This window comes from Streptomyces spongiicola (assembly GCF_003122365.1).
GTDB classification, from domain to species: domain Bacteria; phylum Actinomycetota; class Actinomycetes; order Streptomycetales; family Streptomycetaceae; genus Streptomyces; species Streptomyces spongiicola.
Map to the genome: position 1 here is coordinate 3826481 of NZ_CP029254.1, position 19359 is coordinate 3845839.

The 19359-nt window shown below is 73.4% G+C and carries 18 protein-coding genes and 1 pseudogene; 6 read left to right on the forward strand and 13 right to left on the reverse strand.

Annotated features, from left to right (window positions below; all coding sequences use genetic code 11):
* Nucleotides 1–26: 26 nt before the first annotated feature.
* The 6 genes from pstA to ribA form a co-directional block, all read right to left on the reverse strand.
* Complete coding sequence (pstA, locus tag DDQ41_RS16800) at nucleotides 27–926, reverse strand: phosphate ABC transporter permease PstA (RefSeq protein WP_109295228.1); 900 nt, start codon at nucleotides 924–926, stop codon at nucleotides 27–29.
* A complete protein-coding gene (gene pstC, locus DDQ41_RS16805) occupies nucleotides 923–1873 on the reverse strand; it encodes a phosphate ABC transporter permease subunit PstC (RefSeq protein ID WP_109295229.1) in 951 nt (316 codons plus the stop codon). The genes pstA and pstC overlap by 4 nt, the downstream gene beginning before the upstream one ends.
* Nucleotides 1870–2853: a PstS family phosphate ABC transporter substrate-binding protein gene (locus DDQ41_RS16810; RefSeq protein WP_109295230.1), complete on the reverse strand. Its 984-nt coding sequence runs from the start codon at nucleotides 2851–2853 to the stop codon at nucleotides 1870–1872. The genes pstC and DDQ41_RS16810 overlap by 4 nt, the downstream gene beginning before the upstream one ends.
* Before the next feature lie 426 nt (nucleotides 2854–3279).
* Entirely contained in the window at nucleotides 3280–3537 is a 258-nt protein-coding gene (locus DDQ41_RS16815) for a hypothetical protein (protein ID WP_109295231.1), read from the reverse strand.
* Nucleotides 3534–3890 (reverse strand): ArsR/SmtB family transcription factor, encoded by a 357-nt coding sequence (locus tag DDQ41_RS16820; RefSeq protein WP_109295232.1) that lies wholly within the window; start codon nucleotides 3888–3890, stop codon nucleotides 3534–3536. The genes DDQ41_RS16815 and DDQ41_RS16820 overlap by 4 nt, the downstream gene beginning before the upstream one ends.
* A gap of 211 nt (nucleotides 3891–4101) precedes the next feature.
* Entirely contained in the window at nucleotides 4102–4773 is a 672-nt protein-coding gene (gene ribA, locus DDQ41_RS16825; RefSeq protein ID WP_172607666.1) for a GTP cyclohydrolase II, read from the reverse strand.
* Nucleotides 4774–4910: 137 nt separating this feature from the next.
* Between ribA and DDQ41_RS16830 the strand changes: the two genes are divergently transcribed.
* Together DDQ41_RS16830 and DDQ41_RS32515 are read left to right on the forward strand one after the other, a co-directional pair.
* Nucleotides 4911–5684 (forward strand): creatininase family protein, encoded by a 774-nt coding sequence (locus DDQ41_RS16830; RefSeq protein ID WP_109295233.1) that lies wholly within the window; start codon nucleotides 4911–4913, stop codon nucleotides 5682–5684.
* Nucleotides 5681–6595, forward strand: a complete 915-nt coding sequence (locus DDQ41_RS32515; protein ID WP_109295234.1) for a RibD family protein — start codon at nucleotides 5681–5683, stop codon at nucleotides 6593–6595. The genes DDQ41_RS16830 and DDQ41_RS32515 overlap by 4 nt, the downstream gene beginning before the upstream one ends.
* 36 nt (nucleotides 6596–6631) lie before the next feature.
* On the opposite strand, the pseudogene DDQ41_RS16840 reads toward DDQ41_RS32515, so the two are convergent.
* The 5 genes and pseudogenes from DDQ41_RS16840 to DDQ41_RS16860 all read right to left on the reverse strand — a co-directional run.
* Nucleotides 6632–7861, reverse strand: a pseudogene (locus DDQ41_RS16840) (lysylphosphatidylglycerol synthase transmembrane domain-containing protein); the annotation flags it as partial.
* Nucleotides 7821–8837, reverse strand: a complete 1017-nt coding sequence (locus DDQ41_RS16845) for a methyltransferase domain-containing protein (protein WP_109295235.1) — start codon at nucleotides 8835–8837, stop codon at nucleotides 7821–7823. The pseudogene DDQ41_RS16840 and the gene DDQ41_RS16845, both read right to left, overlap by 41 nt.
* Nucleotides 8765–9973, reverse strand: a complete 1209-nt coding sequence (locus DDQ41_RS16850) for a glycosyltransferase family 4 protein (protein ID WP_109295236.1) — start codon at nucleotides 9971–9973, stop codon at nucleotides 8765–8767. The genes DDQ41_RS16845 and DDQ41_RS16850 overlap by 73 nt, the downstream gene beginning before the upstream one ends.
* Nucleotides 9970–10368, reverse strand: a complete 399-nt coding sequence (locus tag DDQ41_RS16855) for a 6-pyruvoyl trahydropterin synthase family protein (protein ID WP_109295237.1) — start codon at nucleotides 10366–10368, stop codon at nucleotides 9970–9972. The genes DDQ41_RS16850 and DDQ41_RS16855 overlap by 4 nt, the downstream gene beginning before the upstream one ends.
* Before the next feature lie 474 nt (nucleotides 10369–10842).
* Nucleotides 10843–11823: a zinc-dependent alcohol dehydrogenase gene (locus DDQ41_RS16860; protein WP_109295238.1), complete on the reverse strand. Its 981-nt coding sequence runs from the start codon at nucleotides 11821–11823 to the stop codon at nucleotides 10843–10845.
* A gap of 115 nt (nucleotides 11824–11938) precedes the next feature.
* Between DDQ41_RS16860 and DDQ41_RS16865 the strand changes: the two genes are divergently transcribed.
* A complete protein-coding gene (locus DDQ41_RS16865) occupies nucleotides 11939–12730 on the forward strand; it encodes a CDP-alcohol phosphatidyltransferase family protein (RefSeq protein ID WP_109295239.1) in 792 nt (263 codons plus the stop codon).
* Nucleotides 12731–13358: 628 nt separating this feature from the next.
* Here the strand turns inward: DDQ41_RS16865 and DDQ41_RS31925 are convergent.
* The gene (locus tag DDQ41_RS31925) at nucleotides 13359–15836 is read right to left on the reverse strand and encodes an alkaline phosphatase family protein (RefSeq protein ID WP_174720239.1); all 2478 of its coding nucleotides are present in this window, start codon (nucleotides 15834–15836) and stop codon (nucleotides 13359–13361) included.
* A gap of 102 nt (nucleotides 15837–15938) precedes the next feature.
* On the opposite strand from DDQ41_RS31925, the gene DDQ41_RS16880 reads away from it, so the two are divergent.
* Both DDQ41_RS16880 and DDQ41_RS16890 read left to right on the forward strand, forming a co-directional pair.
* Nucleotides 15939–16139 (forward strand): hypothetical protein, encoded by a 201-nt coding sequence (locus DDQ41_RS16880; RefSeq protein ID WP_109295241.1) that lies wholly within the window; start codon nucleotides 15939–15941, stop codon nucleotides 16137–16139.
* 268 nt (nucleotides 16140–16407) lie between these two features.
* Nucleotides 16408–17244 carry a histidine phosphatase family protein gene (locus tag DDQ41_RS16890; RefSeq protein WP_109295243.1) on the forward strand — a complete coding sequence of 279 codons (837 nt, stop codon included), beginning with the start codon at nucleotides 16408–16410 and terminating at the stop codon, nucleotides 17242–17244.
* A 329-nt stretch (nucleotides 17245–17573) separates the two neighbouring features.
* Here the strand turns inward: DDQ41_RS16890 and DDQ41_RS16895 are convergent, their stop codons facing one another.
* Nucleotides 17574–18512, reverse strand: coding sequence for a serine hydrolase (locus tag DDQ41_RS16895; protein WP_109295244.1), 939 nt, complete (start codon nucleotides 18510–18512; stop codon nucleotides 17574–17576).
* A gap of 489 nt (nucleotides 18513–19001) precedes the next feature.
* Between DDQ41_RS16895 and DDQ41_RS16900 the strand changes: the two genes are divergently transcribed.
* On the forward strand, nucleotides 19002–19334 hold the full coding sequence (locus DDQ41_RS16900) for a carboxymuconolactone decarboxylase family protein (RefSeq protein ID WP_109295245.1): 333 nt from the start codon (nucleotides 19002–19004) through the stop codon (nucleotides 19332–19334).
* The last annotated feature ends 25 nt before the right edge of the window (nucleotides 19335–19359 follow it).

The following is a 19359-nucleotide window of genomic DNA, read 5'->3' on the forward strand; positions in this document are numbered from 1 at the left end:
GTACGGGGAGTTCGGTGGCACGGCGGTCACCAGCGGTGGGTGAAGTGGTTGCGCAGCCAGATCGCCAGCGAGTTCATCACCAGCAGGATCACCAGCAGGACGACGATGGCGGCGGAGGCGAGCGCGGTGAACTCGGCGCGGGACTGGCTGATCCAGTTGAAGATCTGGATCGGCAGTACCGTGAACTGGCTCTGCACACCGGTCGGGTTGAAGGTGATGAAGGTCAGCCCGCCGAGCAGCAGCAGCGGCGCGGCCTCCCCGATGGCGCGGGACAGGGCGAGGATGGAGCCGGTCGCCATGCCGGGCACGGCGGCGGGCAGCACCTGGCGCCGGACGGTCTGCCACTGGGTGGCGCCCAGCGAGAGCGAGGCCTGGCGGACGGACTGGGGGACCGCCCGGATCGCCTCCCTGGAGGAGATGATCACGATGGGCAGTACCAGCAGGGACAGCGTGAGCGAGGCGGTGAGCACGGTCTGGCCGAAGCCCAGTCCGCGGGAGATCACGCCGAGGCCGAGGATGCCGTAGACGATGGAGGGGACGGCCGCCAGGTTCTGGATGTTGATCTCGATCGCCCGGTTCCACCACCGGTCGCGGTCGGCGTACTCCTCCAGGTAGATCGCGGTGAGCACACCGGTCGGCAGGCAGTACAGGGCGGTGCAGGAGACGACCCAGACCGTGCCCGTGATCGCCGACTGGGCGCCGGCGTTCGACGGGTCGATGACGTCCGGGAAGTTGGTCCACAACTTCGAGTTCAGCCGGGGCCAGCCCTCGACCACCACATAGGTGAGCAGGCCCACCAGGAAGAGCACTCCGACGGCCAGCGAGGCCCGCAGGCCGAGCCGGAAGAACCGCTCGCGCAGCGGTGTGCCCCGCCCCCTGAGGCGGGTGACCTCCGGCGGGTCGGAGGTGGCCGCGGTGGGGATCACTCGTACACCTCCCGGTAGCGGCGCACCAGGCGGATGCTGATCAGGTTCATCACCAGGGTGATGGCGAAGAGCAGCAGGCCGACGGCGAAGATCGTCTGGTAGCCCGTGGAGCCGGTGGGCAGGTCGCCGATACCGGCGGCGGCGATGAACGCGGTCATCGTCTGCATGCCCTCGAGCGGGTTGAAGGTGAGGTTGGGGCGGCCGCCTGCCGCGATGGCCACGATCATCGTCTCCCCGATCGCTCGGGAGACGCCGAGGACGACGGCGGCGACGATGCCGGAGAGGGCCGCCGGGAACACGACCCTGGTGGAGACCTGCATGCGTGAGGAGCCCAGCGCGCAGGCTCCGTCGCGCAGCGAGCGGGGCACGGCGGCCATGGCGTCCTCGGCGAGCGAGGCGATGGTCGGAATGATCATGATGCCCATGACGAAGCCTGCCGAGAGGGCGTTGAACACCTCCGGCGGATCGCCGCCCGGCCAGTTCCGCTGGAGGAACGGGGTGATGGCCCTCAGCGCGAAGAAGCCGTAGACCACGGTCGGGATGCCGGCGAGGACCTCCAGCACGGGCTTGAGGCTGCCGCGGACCCGGTGACCGGCGTACTCGCTGAGGTACACGGCCGCGCCGAGGCCGAGCGGGACGGCCACGAACAGGGCGATGACCGTGACCACCAGCGTGGCCGTCACCAGCGGCAGGACGCCGAACCGCGGGGGTTCGAAAAGCGGGGACCAGTCGGTCCCGGTGATGAACCTCCCGAAGCCCACCTTGCCGAAGAACTCCACGACCGGCGGGATCAGAGCGACGACGATACCGATCGTGGTCAGTACCGAGACGAGTGCGGCCGCCACGAGCAGGACCCCGACCGCCCGCTCGGCCCAGCGCGACTGCGAGCGCTTCAGGAAGCCGGGGCTGCCGGGAGCGGCCCGGCGGCGCCGTGCCCGAGCCGTCATGGTGTGTGCTCCTCGCGCAGTCTCGTCAGATCCCGCCGCAGCTCCGCCTCCTGGCCCGGGCTGAGCGGGACGAACTGGGCGGCCCTGGCGATGTCCGCGCTGTTGTCGACGTAGGCCTCGACGAACGCCTCGACCTCCCTGCGGTCGAGGGCGGCGGCGCTGGGATAGATGAGGAGGGGGCGCGACAGGGGTTGGTAGGTGCCGTTCTGGACGGTGGTCCGGGTGGGCTCGACGCAGCCGTTCCCGCCGTCGATCTTCAGGACCTTCAGCTTGTCCTTGTTCTCCTCGTAGTACGACAGGCCGAAATAGCCCATGCCACCCTTGGAGCCGGAGACGCCCTGCACGGTGACGTTGTCGTCCTCGCTCGGGGAGTAGTCGGTCCGGGAGCGGCCTTCCCCGCCGTTGACGGCGTGGGTGAAGTAGTCGAAGGTGCCGGAGTCGGTGCCGGGGCCGAACAGCTCCAGTTCGACGTCGGGGAAGGCCGCGTCGACCTGGTTCCAGTTGCCGATCCGGGAGCCGGGCTCCCAGATCCGGTGCAACTGCCCGACGGTGAGGCAGTCGGCGAAGTCGTTCTCCCCGCTCACCACGACGGACAGTCCGTCATTGGCGATCCGCAGCTCCTCGTATGCCACGCCCTTCTCCGCGCAGTGGGCCCGTTCCTCGGCGGTGATCCTCCGCGAGGCGTCGGCGATGTCGGTCTCGCCGTTGCAGAACTTCTCGAAGCCGCCTCCGGTGCCGGAGGTGCCGACGGTGATCCGCACGCCGGGGTTGCGCTGCTGGAAGAGCTGGGCGGCCGCCGTGGAGAGCGGGGCCACCGTGCTGGAGCCGTCCACCCTGACCGTGCCGGAGAGCCCGTCGCCTCCGGAGCCGGCGTCGGCGCCGCCGCAGGCGCCCGCCGCCGCCACGACGGGCGCGGCCAGGAGGGCTGCGGCCAGGAGGGCGCGTGCCGCGGCCCGGCGCGGGGAACGGGGGGTGTCCACGTCAGCTCTCGATCCTCGTCTGCGCACGCGCCGGGCGTCCGTGCCGGAGCCCGTCCACTGGCCGCCAGAGGCGACAAAATACCCCATAACGCTACGAACTCAGGGGTTCATGCGCTGTCCGGCGAGGCAGCGGTGGATCGGCGAGGCGGCGGTGGATCGGCGAGGCGCCGTGGAGCCCACCGGGCGCCGCGGCGCCGGCCGGTCCTCGCCGGGTAGGGCCCGGCGCCGCGGCACCCGGTGCCGCCCTCCGTACGCGCGGGGCCGTCGACGCCAGGTAGCGTTCGTAGTCCGCCCGATGCTGCCGCCCTCCGTGCGCGCGGGACCGTCCGCACCGGCGGCGGGGTCCGGCGGCGGGGTCTCGCGGCTGGGCCCGGCGGTGGTGTCCGGGCGCCGCGGCGCCGGCAACCGGGCGGCCGCCGGTCCGCGCTAATCGACGGAGCGCATCATCTTCTCCATCGAGGTGATGGAGGCCCGGGCCACCGTCAGCTCCTCCAGGGTGCGCCGGTGCAGCTCGACGTTGTCCTCCAGCAGCTCGGCGTACCTGGCCGCGAGCCGCTTGTACCGGTCCTCGCGGGCCGCGAGCATCCTGGCCCGCCAGGTCGCCGCGACCTGCCAGACGGCGACCATCAGGAAGAGGAAGACGCCGCCGGCGCCGATCGTTCCGGCCCAGTCCGTGTGGTTCACTTCGCCGTCTCCTTCATGGTCTGCTTCTCCTCCTGGGTGATCGTCGCGGCCGCGCGAGCGACCGCTTCCGGGGTGAGGCCGATGGCGAACGGGGTGACCTCGAAGTACTTCACGGCCTTGCCGTCAGACGCCTGTTCGAGCGAGCCGGTGACGAGCCCGGCGGCCTCCAGCCGTTGCAGGTGCATGTGCAGCAGGGGCCGTCCGATGCCCAGCTCCCGGGCGAGGCTGCTGACGTAGTCGCGGCCGCCCTCGGTGAGTGCCGCGACGATCCGCAGCCGGTGCGGGTTGCCGAGCGCCGCGAGAATCCGCAGTAGTTCATCCCCGTTCGGGTGCGGGGCCGTGCCTCCGGTCATCCCGTCCTCTTCACCGACTATCTGTCAGTCAAAGCTGACACCCTCCGGGGAGCCTGTGAAGGAGATGCGGCACATCTCAGGGGCGAAGGGGGGGAGATCTCAGGGGAGCCTCGGGGTGGGGCGACGGGAAGGCCCCCGGAACCCGAGCGCCGCTCCGCCGGATTCCAGGGGCCTCTGGGGCACGGGACTCGCCCGGCCGAGCCTTCCCCGCTCAGGACTGGCCCGCCGTGCGGTCCAGCGGGGGGCGGTCGAGGTGGGGGAGCAGATGGCCCATGCGCTCCCGCTTGGCGCGCAGATAGACGATGTTCTCCTCGCGGGGCTGCGTCAGCAGCGGGACCTGCTCGCTCACCCTGATGCCGTGCCGTAGCAGCGCCTCCCGCTTGAGCGGGTTGTTCGACATCAGCCGTACCGACCTGACGCCGAGGTCGTGCAGCATGTCCGCGGCGACGCCGTAGTCGCGGGAGTCGACCGGCAGGCCGAGTGCGAGGTTCGCCTCGACGGTGTCCATGCCCTCCGCCTGGAGCTGCATCGCCTGGAGTTTGGCAAGCAGGCCGATACCGCGCCCCTCGTGGCCCCGGAGGTACACGAGAACGCCGCGACCCTCGCTGACGATCGCACGAAGCGCTGCCGACAACTGGTCGCCGCACTCGCAATGGCGTGACCCGAAGGCGTCGCCGGTAAGGCACTCCGAATGCAGCCGGGCGAGTACGTCCTCTCCCGTGATGTCGCCGTATACCAGCGCGATCTGCTCGTCGCCGCGAATGCGATCCAGGTAGCCGATGGCGCGGAAAACACCATAAGTGGTGGACAGTTGGACAGTTGCCATGCGCTCGGTGTTCTTGGCGCGAGCGTCCATGCGGAGAGTGCCATCGCTGTCTGTCATGGCCGGATCCTATCGGGTAGCCTCTGGCGGGAGTTGTCTTCGGTGTGGAGATCTCGGCTGACCGGCATTTGACGCCGGTTCGGATCGGCCGCATCTCATGGAACGCAGAAAATGCACGGAAGGAAAGGGGCGGGAACATGACCGACCCGCAGGAAAAGCCGCCGGAACCCGGCCCGTTGCCGTGGGACACGACCGCTGACGCGGGTGCGCGGCGGGCGGCCGTCGCGGTCCTGCCGATCGGCAGCTTCGAGCAGCACGGTCCGTATCTCCCGCTGGTCACCGACACGTTGATCGCGAGTGCGATCGCAAGGGAGGTCGCGGCCGCGTACCCGGTCCACCGGTTGCCGCCGCTGACCTTCTCCTGCTCGCACGAGCACTCCGCCTGGCCGGGGACCGTCAGCATTTCCGCCACGACGCTCTGTGCCGTGGTGCGGGACATTGCCGAATCGCTCCGGCGGTCCGGCATCCGGAATCTCGTACTGGTCAACGGGCACGGCGGAAACTACGTGCTGCGCAACGTGGTTCAGGAATCCCTCGGCACCGGCACCCGTATGGCGCTTTTCCCGGGTTCGGCCGACTGGGGTGCCGCACGCGAACGCGCCGGTGTGGAAACACCGTCGCACAGTGATATGCACGCGGGTGAAGTGGAGACGTCGATTCTTCTGCATGACCGTCCCGAACTCGTACACCCCGGTCATATGACCTCCGATTTCCTCGCCGACGAACGGGAGCATTTGCTCACCGTAGGTCTGCGTCCCTACACGGACACCGGTGTGGTCGGCCGGCCTTCCCTGGCGTCGGCCGAGAAGGGTAAGCAACTGCTCGCCTCGCTCGCCGGCTCCTTCGCAGCGTATTTCTCGCTGCTGGTGCCGGAACGTTCCGCCGAACCGGACGGGGAGGGGGCCCGGTGAGCGGCCTTCACGACGACCGGCGGGCCGACGAGGTCGCCGCGGTCGACGCGCGGAGCGCCTGGGAGCGGCTGCTGGCCGTGCGGACACCGGCGCAGGCCGAGGCCGCCGGACTGCACCGCGACGGGCACGGGCGGTACCGGTGGAGGGACGGCGCCTCCGCCGAGGCGGACCTCCTCGCCGAGCGCTATCTGCCGCTCTGCCTCGCCGGACCCCGCTTCACCTTCGCCCAACTCGGCCAGAGCCTCGACGGGTTCATCGCGACCCGCCAGGGCGACGCCGACTACGTCACCGGCCCCGAGGACCGCGAACACCTGCACCGGCTGCGGGCGCTCTCCGACGCGGTGGTCGTCGGCGCCGGCACCGCCGCCGCCGACGACCCCCGGCTGACGGTCCGCGCCTGCCCCGGCCCGGACCCGGTGCGGGTCGTCCTCGACCCGCACGGCCGGGTCCCGCCGGGACGGCGGCTGTTCACCGACGGCGCGGCGCCCACCCTGTGGGTGGTCGGCGCCCGGCAGGCCCCCGAGGACGGTACGGCAGGCGCCGGTGTGGACGTGCTCGCCCTCCCCGACTCCGCCGCCTTCACCCCCCGCCGTCTGGTGCACGAACTCGCGCGCCGGGGACTGGGCCGGGTACTCGTCGAGGGCGGCGGAGTGACCGTGTCCCGCTTCCTGCACGAGCGCGCCCTGGACCGGCTGTACGTCACCGTGGCGCCGGTGCTGATCGGCGACGGGGTGCCGGGCCTCGCCTTCCCCGGCCCCGACGCGATGCGGGACGCCCTCAGGCCGCACGTGCGCCGCGCCTTCCTCGGCGAGGACACCCTCTACGAACTCGACCTGCGCGCGCCGAGGTCCGGCGAACCACTGGACGGCGAGTACGGCGGCACCGGGGAGGGCGGCGGCGAAGGCCAGTAGCCCGTAGGCCACGGCGGTGCTCAGCCCCTGGGCACTGCCCAGGCCCGCGGCTCCGAAGGCCCAGGCGGTGACGCCCTCCCTGGGCCCCCAGCCGCCCACGTTCAGCGGCAGCGCCATCGCGAGCAGCGCCAGCACCATCAGCGGCAGCAACTCGGCTGCGGCGGCCCCCGATCCGGCGGCCCGGGCGGCGAGGAGGAACATCCCGAGATGCCCCGCCAGCACCGCGACGGACGAGATCAGCACCCCGGGGCCGTGGCGCCGCCCGAGGTACGCCACCCGTACCTCGGCCAGGGTGCCGCGGACCGCACGGCCCCATCGCGAGGCCGCGGTCCCCCTGCGACGCCGCACGGCCACCACGGCCGCCACGGCCGCCACGAACACAGCCGCCGCGAGGACCGCGGTCGCGCCGGGAGCCGCGGCGGACTCGAGGAGAGCACCGCCGGCCCGGTCCAGCGGCCGGGACGGGTGTGCCACCAGCAGAACGGCGCCGACGGCCAGCAGGACCGCCTGCCCCGCCACCCGTTCGAGGACGACCGCACGCACTCCCCGGCCCACGGCCCCGGCGCTCCGCCCGTGCCGCACCGCCCGGTGCACGTCGCCGGCCACCCCACCGGGCAGCGCGGCGTTCAGGAACAGGGAGCGGTAGTAGTCGGCGACGGCCGGGCCGAGCGCGAGCCGGATGTCCAGCGCCCGCGCCACCAGGCACCATCGCCATGCGCTCAGCACCGTGGTGAACAGGCCTATGCCGAGAGCGGCCAGCAGCGTGGGCGCGTCTATGCCGCGTATCCCGTCCACGAACGCGCCGGTGCCCTGCCACCACAGAGTCGCCGCGACCAGCGCCGCCCCGGCGAGCATGCCGAGGCGCCCCCGGACCGCCCTGACCGCGGGGTGTCCCGAGGCCGTGAGGCGGCGCCCGGTCGTGAGACTGCGTTCGGTCGTGAGGCGGCGCACCTTTGTGAGACTGGGCTCGGTCGTGAGAGGCCGCTCGATCGCCGGGCGCCCGATCAACGGCAGCCCGGTCAGGCCTTGACCCGGGGTCGGCCGGCCATGTCCGGCGGGCGGGTGCGGCCCGGCCGCGGGGCCCTCTCCGGCCGCGGGGTGGCGCCCGGCCGCGGGGTGGCGCCCGGTCGTGAGGTGCCATCCGGCCATGGGATGCCATCCGGTCATGGGGTCCCGCCCTGCGCCGGTTCTCGTCCCATCGCCGGGTGTGCCGGGTGCCGCCCGGTCACGGGGTGCCGCCGGCGCCCCGGGGCAGCGCCAGCACATCGCTGTGATGCACCACCACTCGCAACTCCCCCGCCTCGCAGGCCTCCAGCCGGCGCCGCAGATAGGCGCCGGACCGGGTGGCGAGGTCCGGCCGCTGCTCGCGCGCCGCGCCGACCCAGCCCCGGAGCCACTCCGCCGTCAGCCGCCGCGACAACCGCCCGTCCGGTGCGACGCCGTCACCGCCCGCGGCTCCCGGGCCCTCGGCGCACCCGGCGGACTTCCCCGCCCAGGCGCCGAGCCGCCACGGGCTGGTCTGCACCCGCACGGTCATGCCCCGGCGGGCGAAGGCGACCGAGGCCGCGGCGACCGCGTCCGGCCCGAGCAGCCGGCGGCCGTGCTCCTCGCGGCGCTGGTGCGCGTTGAAGGCGTCGGTGATCTCGTCGTCCATCGGGTCCGCCGGGGCGAGGTCCACCCGCCCCACGACCGACAGGGCCAGCAGTGCCGGGCAGCCGGCTCCGGCGCAGGCGGCGACCAGCCCGTCCAGCTCCTCCCGCGTGAGCAGGTCCAGCAGCGCGGACGCCGTGACCAGCGAGGTTCCCATGAGCCGTTCCGCCGTCAGCCGGGCGACGTCTCCGCGCTCCGTCGCGACCGTGACCGGGCTGCCGTCCGCTGCCGTACGGGGCAGCCGGGCGGCGGCCAGTTCGAGCAGGCGGGGGTCGTGGTCGTGCAGGATCCAGTGCTGGCGGCCGCCCAGCCGGGGCGCCAGCCAGCGTCCCATCGAACCGGTGCCGCAGCCGAGGTCCCGGATCACCAGCGGGGCGGCCCGACCATGCCGTTCCGCGGTGGCCGCGCCGGGCAGATGGAGCCGCAGCGGCTCCAGGAGTTCGGGTGCGCGGGCCGCCGCGTCGGCGGCCTCCCGCAGCGCCAGCCACTCCGGCGCGAAACGCGTGACATCGGTCGTACTCACACGGCCTCCAGGGGATTGTGCCGGAGCTGTTCCAGCGCCCTGGCCAGGTTCCGGGAGGTCGTCTCCCAGCCGGCCAGTGCGGTACGCCGCCGTCGAGCGGCCGTCTTGGAGCGGTGCCGTTCACCGGGCTCGACGAGCCAGCGGCGCAGCGCCGCGGCGAGTGCCGCCGGGTCCCCCGGCGGCACCAGGGTGCCGGGCACGCTGCCGTCGGGTGCCCGCCCCACGGCTTCCGGGAGCCCGCCGGCGGCCGTTGCCAGCACGGGGACCCCGCGGGCGAGAGCCTCGGTGGCGACCATCCCGTACGTCTCGGTGTGCGAGGCGAGCAGGAGGAGGTCCGCGGCCGCGTAGCTCGCGTTCAGTTCGGGCCCGGACCGGGGGCCGGCGAGATGCACCCGGTCGCCCAGGCCGTGCTCGTGGATCAGCTCCCGGAGCCGGGCGGCATAGGCGGGGTCGTGGCCGGTCCCGCCGACGAACTCGCATGTCCAGGGCAGTCCGGCGACGGACGCCAGGGCCTCGACCAGGAGGTGCTGCCCCTTGCGCGGCGTCACGGAGGCCACGCAGAGCAGCCGGGGTGCACCGCCGTCCGGGGATGCGCCCTCCCGGGTGGCGACCGGCCCGGGGAGGACGGGCACGCCGGACGCGGTCCCGGGCGCCAGCGGGGCGACGTCCGCGCCGGGGGCGGCCGTGTGGACCCGGTCCGGGTCCAGTCCGTGGTGCTCCACGAGCCGCCGCGCCGCCCACTCGCCCGGCGCCACGACCAGCGCCGCGGCGCGCAGCGTCGTGCGCTCCGCGGCGTCCAGTTCCGCGGCCACGGCCGGGGCGAGACCCGTCTCGTCCCCCAGCGGAAGATGCACCAGCACCGCCAGCCGCAGCCGGCCGGCCTCCGGCACGACGACGTCGGGAACCCCGCACGCGACGAGCCCGTCGAGGAGGACCAGGCTGCCGTCCGCCGACTCGCGCAGTACCCGGGCCAGTTCGGACCGCGGTCCGGCACCGGGCCGCGGCCACGCCCCCGCGACGGCGCACTCCTGCACCTGCCAGCCGATCCTGGGCAGCTCGCGGCACACCCGCCGGTCGTAGACGTTCCCGCCGCTCGGCGCGGCCGGGTCGTCCACACCGCCCGGCATGACGAACCGGACGGCGCGCTCGGGCCCGCCGGCGGTGGTGCGGTGCTGGGGGCGCGCGCCCACGGCGTCCGCACTCACAGATCCCGCTCGTAACTCGCCCATGCGATGTGCGACTCGTGCAGCGTGACCGAGACGCCGGACAGCCCGCGCGCGCCCTCGCCGAGCGCCCCCGCGTGCACCCGGTCCGCGAGCCGGTCGGCGATGACCTTGGCCAGGTACTCGGTGGAGGTGTTGGTCCCGGCGAACTCGGGCAGCTCGTCCAGATTGCGGTAGTTGAACTCGGCCACCACACCGCCCAGTTCGGCGGTGGCGAGGCCGATGTCGATGACGAGGTTGTCGGCGTCCAGCTCGGTGCGGCGGAAGGAGGCGTCCACGAGGTACGTCGCTCCGTGCAGACGCTGCGCGGGTCCGAAGACCTCGCCCTGGAAGCTGTGAGCGATCATCAGGTGCTCACGGACGGTGACGCTGAACAACGGCGGTGACCTCCCGGTCGTACGGCTCGGCCGCCGGTGGGCGGCCGTGTCCATCAGTACGGCCGGAGAGTACTGCGTGTTCAAAGACGCAGGTCGCTCCGATGACGGCAGCAGGTGGGCGCGTCCCGGCGCGGAGTCGGCGCGAAGCCGGCGGGGAGTCGGCGCGGAGCTGGCGCGAAGCCGGTGGGGAGTCGGCGCGGAGCCGGCGCGAAGCCGGCGGGGTCCGGGGGTGGTTCCGGCGGAGTTCGGGGGGCAGGGCGCGAAGCAGGCAGAGCGCGGGCGCGGTGTGAACCCGGTTCAGGCCCGGCGGCCGACCGTCCGCCGGGTGTCGGCTGTCGGTCGGCTGTCGGGTGGCTACCGGTTTCCCGGGTGCCGGGTGCCGGGTGCCGGGTGCCTGCCGGGTGCCGCGCACCGCTGGCCGCCCGCCCGCGCGATGGCGGGCGGGGCGGGCAGGGCGGGCGGCGCCGGCCCCCGCTACGAGGTGCCGTACACCACCCGGTGGCACAGGCCGGGGAGTTCACCCGCGGCGATTCGGGACATCACCGACGGCAGCTCCTCGAAGGCGCACTCGCCGGTGACCAGCGCGTCGAACACCGGGTCGGCGAGCAGTTCGAGCGCGAGCGCGAGACGGTCGGCGTAGCTGCGGCGCGAACGGCGGACCTCCGCCACCCGCCCGACCTGGCTGCCGCGCAGGACCAGCCGGCCGGAGTGGAAGGCCTCGCCGAGCGGCACGCTGACCCGGCGGTCGCCGTACCAACTCAGCTCCAGTACCGTGCCCTCCGGCGCGAGCAGCTCCAGCGAACGGGTCAGCCCGGCCTCGGTCGCGCTGGCGTGGACGGCGAGATCGCAGCCGCCCAGGGCCTCCTCCGGGAGCGCGAAACCGACGCCGAGTGCCTCGGCCAGGGCGGCCCGTGCGGGGTCCGCGTCGACCAACTGCACCCGCACGCCCGGATACCGGGCGAGCAGGGCGGCGACCGAGCCGCCGACCATCCCGGCGCCGACGACCGCGATCCGGTCGCCCACCAGGGGCGCGGCGTCCCACAGGGCGTTGACCGCGGTCTCCACCGTCCCCGCCAGCACCGCCCGTTCGGCGGGTACCGCGTCCGGCACCGGGGTGACCGCGTTCGCCGGAACGACGTAGCGGCTCTGGTGCGGATGGAGGCAGAACACCGTCCGGCCGAGGAGACCCGCCGGTCCCTCCTCGACGACACCGACACTCAGATAGCCGTACTTGACCGGACCGGGGAACTCGCCCTCCTGGAACGGCGCCCGCATCGCGGTGTACTGACTCTCCGGTACCCCGCCGCGGAAGACGAGGCTCTCCGTGCCGCGGCTCACCCCGGAGCAGAGGCTGCGCACGACCACGTCGCCCTCGGCGGGCTCTGCCAGCCGAACATCTCGAATCTCGCCCTGACCTGGGGAATTGAGCCAGAAGGCGCGTGCGACGCGCTCCATTCGCGACCTCCCGCTGAACACTCGCGCGACGGTTTACGTTCTGAAAATCATGAGACCGCGCACACCGTACGCGGCACTCGTCGACTCTGTCACACATCCGGAGGGTGGTACCGCGGTGGCCCTGATCGGCACCTTCGAGGTTCGGCTGCTGCGCCCGGAGACGGCGGCGGGCGCGGGCGGGCTGGCCGTCCTGCTGGTCCTGCTGGACGCGGCGACCGGACTGGGCGCCGCCGGCTGGCTCGCGGGCGGGGTGTTCGCGGCCGGGATGTGGACGCTGCTGACACGCGCCCTGCACCGCTCGTGGCCGCCGAGGCCGTTCGGTCCCGCGAACACGGTCACGCTGGTCAGGACGACGCTCGCCGGCGGGGTGACCGCGCTGGTCGCGGAGTCCTTCGCGAGCGGGCCCCGGACCACCGCGCTGGTCGCGCTGACCGCGGTGGCGCTGGTCCTCGACGCGGTCGACGGCCGGGTCGCGCGGCGCACCGGGACGGAGTCCGCGCTCGGCGCGCGCTTCGACATGGAGGCCGACGCCTTCCTCATCCTGGTGCTCAGCGTCCATGTGGCCCTCTCCCTGGGTGCCTGGGTGCTGGTGATCGGAGGGATGCGCTACGTGTTCGTCGCCGCGGCGCGGATGCTGCCGTGGCTGAACGGCCCGCTGCCGCCGAGCACGGCCCGCAAGACCGTGGCCGCGCTCCAGGGCGTCGCGCTGCTCGTCGCCACCACCGGGCTTCTGCCGCCCGTCGCCGCCCGGCTGGTCGTCCTCGCCGCGCTGGTGGCCCTCGTCTGGTCCTTCGGCCGCGACATCAGGGGACTGTGGTACATCGGGGCGCGCGGCGGCTCCTCGGTCGCGGGTGCGTTCCGGCACCGCTCGGTGGTGGTACGAGGGCGGGCGCGCCAGCGGGCCTGACCAGCCGACCGGGGTGGGGTGGCGGGCACGGGGGCCCGCCTCCCCTTTTCTACGTTTGGGTTTCTGCGTTCAGGTGACGGCCGGAGCGGCTTCAAGGTGATGGCCGGAGCGGCGGGGCCCGGCCGTACAGGGGGTGGCAGGCTTCCGCGCAGGCCCCTTGCACCGCACGGGGTGCCCGACGGCGCCTCCCCCCGCGGCATCCCGCCTGAGTGTCCGCCCCGCGGCCCGCAAGTCCGCCGGTGCCGGGGCGACCCGCGTACGCGCATCCCACGATCACGGACGGCGTTCGGAACGTGCTGCTCGGAACGTGCTGCTCGGAACACGGCGCTTGGAGCACGGCGCTCGGAACACCGTGCCCGGGCCACCCGGGGCTTCTACTGCCCTCCGGCGCGTCCGGGACCGTGGCATGTACGCGTCCGGCTCCGGGGTATGTGCGGGACACGTACGGGACACGTGTGCGTGCGCGCCCGGGCGGGTGCCGAGGGCACGGCCCGTCAGGCCGGGGCCGGGGTGTGGCGCCCGAATCCGGTCAGACGGGCGTGCGCGCCCACACGGCCAGGTACGCACGCACGTCAGCGCGGCACGGCGGGGGATCCGGCGGGGACCCGTGCACGCACCGGCGAGTCGCTCAGTCCCCCGTCGGCGTCGGTGTCGAAGCCGGTGTCGGTGTCGGTGTCGGCGTCGGTGTCGACGACTTCGACATCTCCCCGGGCCGGTCCCCGTACGCGGACAGGAACCTGTCGCGGAAGGCGTCCATGGACCAGACCGGGGCGTCCGGACCGGGCTTGAGTCCGGGGTCCCAGCCCCATCCGTCTATCCGGTCCAGCACGGCGGGATCGCGGGCGAGGATCGTGGCGGGCACGTCCCGGCCGAGCCTGTCCTCCGTGACCGTGGACACGGGCTGGTGATCGCCGAGGAACACGAGCACGGTGTTCTCGTCGCCGTACTCCTCCACGTACGAGATGAGGGTCGTCAGCGAGTACTCGATGGAACGCCGGTACTCCGTGCGGACCCGCGAGGGGTCCTTCCACACCTCCTCGGGGTCCTCGCCCTCCTCCTTCACCGACTCGTACACCGACCCGTCACCGATCTCGTCCCAGCCGAGCGTTCTCGGGATCGGCGCCCACGGGTTGTGGCTCGACGCGAGCATGATCTCCGCCATCATCGGCCCGCGTCCCGGCTTTCCGTGCTCCAGGCGCTCGAACGCGGACAGGCTGTACTGGTCCGGCACCGGAGTCCAGCTGAACTTCGGCCCCTTGTAGCCCATGCTGCGCGAGTCGTAGACGTGGTCGAGGCCGTAGAACTTCCCCTCGGGCCAGGACCGGGTGACGCCGGGCATGATGCCGACCGTGCGCCAGGCCCCCGTCTTCCGGAAGGCCCCGGACAGTGTCATCCGGTTACCGGAGGTGAGGGTGCGGTACCGCTGCTGGTTCTTTATCCACAGGCCCGAGTTGAAGGTGGAGTGCGCCAGCCAGCTTCCGCCGCCGTACGTCGGTGACGTGAGGAACCCGCTCCGGGACGACCAGCCGGCGTCGCTGAGCCGGCGGTCGGCGTCCGTGAGCAGCGCGGAGACCGGAGGCGCGATCTCCGGGTCCTGGAGAGCGCTGCGCCCGTAGCTCTCGATGAAGGCGAAGATCACGTCCTTGCCCCGCAGCCCGGTGAGCAGCCGGTCGGCCGGCAGGTCGGCGAAGTCGTCGTCGGCGGCCACCCTGGCGAACTCCTCCTTGTCGTGCAGCCCGGCACGCACCTGCTGCACCCGGTCCTGGAGGAACTCGGCCGAACTGCCCGCCGCGACGGGCACGGCCGTGTTCCGCACGCCCAGCGCGGCGCACACGACCCACACGGTCCCGAGCACGAGCGTGCCCCCCACGGCCGCGGCGCTGTGACGTGCCAGAACACGGTTCAGCCGGACGGCCGCCCAGGTCATGAGGCAGAGCACCAGGACGACGAGGACGAGTGCTCCGAGCACGACGCCCATCGCGCCCGCGGGACCGATGGAGTCCCGGAGGAACGACTGACCGTAGTCCAGGAGCACCCAGTCGAGCACGAGGTCGAAGGGCCGCTTGTAGACGGCGTCGAACCCCAGGTCGAGCAGCTTGAGCACGGTGATCAGGCCCAGCCCCGCGCCCGCGAGCGCCGGTATGAAGCGCCTCACCCGGCCGGGCCCGCCCGGCCCCAGGAGCAGCAGCACGGCGACGCCGCAGATCCCCTCGACCGGTATGCGCAGGAACACGGGCGCCGTGAGGTGCCCGAGTTTGGTCGGCAGCAGCAGCGCGGCGAGCACGACCACGGCGGCCAGGGCGGTGGTGCCACGGCGGAGGACGAGCCTCGCGACCGGGTACCGGCCCGGCCGGCCACCGGGGCCGGGGGTCGCGGCCGGGTCGCCTACTCCGTCGGGGCGGGGACGTCCCGCCGGCACACCGCCGGTCCCGGTGCCGGTCCCGGTGTCGGTCCCGGTGTCGGTCCCGGTGTCGGCTCCGCCGTCCGTCCCGGCATCGGCCCCGACCTCGTGGGGGGCGCACCTCTCCGACGTGCTGCCGGTGCCGGTGCCGGTGCCGGTGCTGGTCCCGGTTTCGGTGTCGTGGGTGCCGGCGTCGCTCGTCCCGCCGCTCCCGCCGTCGTGAGAGGCGCCGTGGTCGCCGTCGCCGTCCTGTCCGGTGTCGCGAGTGGCGTGCTGCCGGTCCTGGTCCCGGCCGTCGCCCTGGCCGTTGCCTTGGTGGTCGCCCTGGTCGTCGTCCTGGTCGTCCTGGTCGCCTTGGTCGTTGCCCTGGTCGTTGCCCTGGTCGTCGTCCTGGCTCTCGTGCTGAGCCTTGTCCTGCCCGGTGCTCGACCGGTACGCGGCCGTCTCCGCCGTGGGGCCGCCGTCCGGACGGCCTTCCTGAGGGCCACCATCCAGGGACGCGACGGGCGCGGACCGACCGACGGCCCTACCACCGCTGCCCGTGCGGTTGTCCGTGCTGCTGTTTGTGCCGCTGTCCGTATCGCTGTCCGTGCCGCTGTCCGTTGCACAGACAGTCCCACCATCCGTGCCGCCGTCAGGCGGGGTCTCCGCGGCCGGAGCCGCTGCCTGGGCCGGCAGCCGGCCAGAACGTGTCCAGAGCGCCACCCGAAGGTCCTTCCGCGCAGGGCCGTTGATCGGCATGACGGCAGCCGTCACGCCCGCGACTACCTGTACGGCTCGTCGACGGCATCAGTTCAAGCACACGGGGTGGTCGCGCTGGTCGCGCTGGTCGTGCTGGTCGTGCTGGTCGTGCTGGCCGCGATGGCCGGGGGAGACACCGCGTCGTGGCCGCCGATCCCGGAGCGGGCCTCGGCCCGTCCGATCCGCGGCCACCCCGACCGGCCAGTCGGCGGGGGAGTTCCGGACATCTGCCGGATGGTCGGCCCGGGCGGCCGTGGCCGACGCTGAAGCACATGAGGCCCGACGCACAGCAGGCCGTGCCGCCCGCCGCAGCCGCGGTGGACGGCTCCCCTACGTCCCCGCCGCCGGCGGACCGGTTCCCCGGGATCGTCCCCGTCCGGCGGCCCCGCTCGGCCCACGGCATGCCCGGGCCCCGCACGGGTGACGTCGCGACCGCTCGCGTACCGGCTGTGCCCGGCCGTACACCCCCGCCGGTCGGCTGACCGGCGGCAGGAGCCCGGCGCAACCCGCCGGGCCCGGAAGGAGGTCCATCGCCATGACGGTCCGCCTGACGTTCCTCTGCGCGGCCGCGGGAATCCGCGAGGCCACGGGAGACGGCATCCGAGGCACGCGGAACACTGTTTTCGGCGACGGGCTCCCGAGTGAGCGCGTCCTGCGGGAAGCGGGCGCCGCCAGGGCAGCCATGCCCCCGTACCTGCCCTCCCTGCGCGCGCCGTCGATGCGCTGCGCGACCGTGGCCGCCGCCCTCGGCCTGCAACCCGACGTCGAGACCGTGCTGCGCGACATCGACTACGGCGCCTGGCGGGGCCGCACCGTCGAGGAGGTGGCGACCGCCGACCCGGACGGTTTCTCGGCCTGGCTTCGGGACCCGGACGCCACGCCGCACGGCGGTGAGTCCGTACGCAGGTTGTGCCGCCGTACCGCCGACTGGCTGGAGGGCCTCCCGGCGGACGTCGGGCACGCCCTGGTGATCGCCGAGGAGGCGGTCGTCCGGGCCCTGCTCGTGCACGCCCTCTCGGCCCCGGCCCGGGCCTTCTGGCGCGTCGACGCCCCCGCACTGTGCACGATCTCGTCTCCCGCGAACGACGGCCGCCGGGCCGTCCGCCCCGGCCGCGACCCCGGCCGTATGTCCGGGCCTGTGCCTGTGCCCGGGCCTGTGCCCGGCCGTATGTCCGGCCGCCCTCCCGTCCCGTGCCCTCCCGTCCCGGGTGCCTGGGGCGTCTCCGACGTACCGGACGCCTCCGCCGTCGTCCGGTACGTCGGGGCCGCGCGGGCGACGGAGGCGAGGAGCACGGCCCGCGCCGCGCGGCGCGGGGCCGGCTCCGGGGCGCGTTCCCGCACCGGCCGGACGGATGTCGGCGCCGCAGGGTGAGCCCGGCGGTCGAGGTGACACGGTGGCGGCCGGGCTCGGGCCCGGGCTCTGGGGCCCGCCTCCGTCCCGCGCCCCGATCCCAGGGCAACACGTCCGCGGCGCCGGGCCCGGTGGCCAGGCACCGCGGACACGGAGAGTAGCGGCTGCCGCCCCGTACCCGCCCCGTACCCGGCTCGGCCCCGCTCTGCCCGGCCCCGCTCTGCTCCGCTCGACCTGGCCCCGCCCCGCCCGACCCGGCCCTGCCCCGTGGCCGGTAGGCGTTTCGAACCCGCGGCGACCGCTGCCCGCCCTCCGGCTCCTACCCTCCGTAGGGCACTCACCGGCGGCTGTTACGCCGGGTGGACCTCGTTCGCCTCCGTCGGGTGCAGATCGCGGTGAACCGCCCTGGCGACCCGCTCGATCGTCTCCATGCCGTAGTCGCAGCCCACTTCGGGTGAGGCACCCTCGGGCACCCTGTTGTTCTCGGTCATCACCACGAGCCCGTAGTCGTAGGAACGCCCCGTGATCGCGCTCATGCTGTGGACCTTCCAGTCCCCGCGGTCCCAGGAACTCCTGACCCCCTTCTCGGACCGCTGCAGCCATCCGTTCTTGACCTGGACGACGGCGTCGGGCGGAGCACCGGACGGCGTCCCCCAGCGCTGGTCGTCCTGCACCTCCCGCATCAGCCGCAGGACGTAGGAGCGTTCCGTCATGCCGAGCACGGACCCGTCGGCGCCCGTGAGCAGTTGAAGCAGCTTCACCTGCTCGCGGGCGGTGATCTGCGTCAGCCCCATGAAGCCGGCCTCGTTCAGGCTGGTGTCCTCCAGCCCCGCCCTGTCGAGGAAGTCCTGGATCCTCTCCGCCCCGAGCAGGTCCCACAGGGCGTACGTCGCGTCGTTGTCCGAGTTCACGATCATCTCCCTGGCCAGGGACCTTTCCTCCACGGTCAGGCCGCTGCCCCTGGCCAGCAGCAGGGCCCCGAGGACGATGGGTTTGACGGTGCTGGCGGAGTCGTAGTGCACATCGGCGCGGTAGGTGCACGAGGTGTGGGAGTTACGGTCGTAGAGCGCGATCGAGACCCGACTCGAGCGCCTCTCCAGCGACTTCACCATATGGCGGACCAGCGTCTGCGCAAGTCCCGGCCGGAGGGAGGTGCATTCGACGGTTCGGCCCTTGAGCCGTTGGGCCGCGTGCTCCGTCCGGGGGGCGTGCTGGGGTCCGGACTTCGGGATGAGCGGGATCACGGGGTTGAGGGCGACCGCGAGGACAACGGCCCCGAAAACGGCCATCGATGTGACCTTGCCGCGTGTCAACTCTGCTCCTCTCCGCAACTCTCCGAGCCCGTCCACAGGTGTGGGCACGGCACCGCGTCCCGTCGCCGGCTCTCTCCGGCGGCCGTCCGGTACCGGTGGGAGAATCCCGACGGATCACACTTGTGCGCTGACGCTACAAGCGGGTACCGCGTCGTGCCCGCCGGACCGGCCAATAGGTGTACGGAGCCTTTCCCCGGCGGCCGAACAGGGGACGCCCGTTCCCGGCCCCCGGCCGGGGCCTGCGTCGGACGCCGGACGCCGGACGCCCCGTCCGCGACCGCAGGGCGCATGCCGACCCCGTCCGACCCCTGCAGACCTTCGGCCGCCCCCGGCCGCTCCCCGACGAGCGAACCGCCGGAATCCGACTTACGGTCGAGCAGGGGCTGCGCACTCAGGGCGCGGAGTCCCGCCGTGCTTGTGTGACCGGCCGATCCTCGTCACGACACCGTCAGGAGACGACCTGCCATGGCCACTGCATCCGAAACCCCGGTACTGGACACCCTCGCCGCGATGACGGTCGACTCGATCGAGCGGTGCGGGCTGACGCCGGACATGTTCATGCTCACGCGTATCGCGGCTCTCGCCGCCTCGGACGCTCCGCCGATCTCCTACGTCGCCCACATCGACCCCGCCCTTCAGGCCGGTATGACCGCCGAGCAACTGCAGGACGTACTGGTCGCCATCGCACCCATCGTGGGCACGGCACGCGTCATGACGGCGGCCGGGAACATCGCCAAGGCGCTCAGCATCGAGATCGCCGTCGCCGAGGCCGCCGCCGCGGCCCAGTCCGAGGCATAGCGGCCTCGCCCGCTGTCCGGCGGAA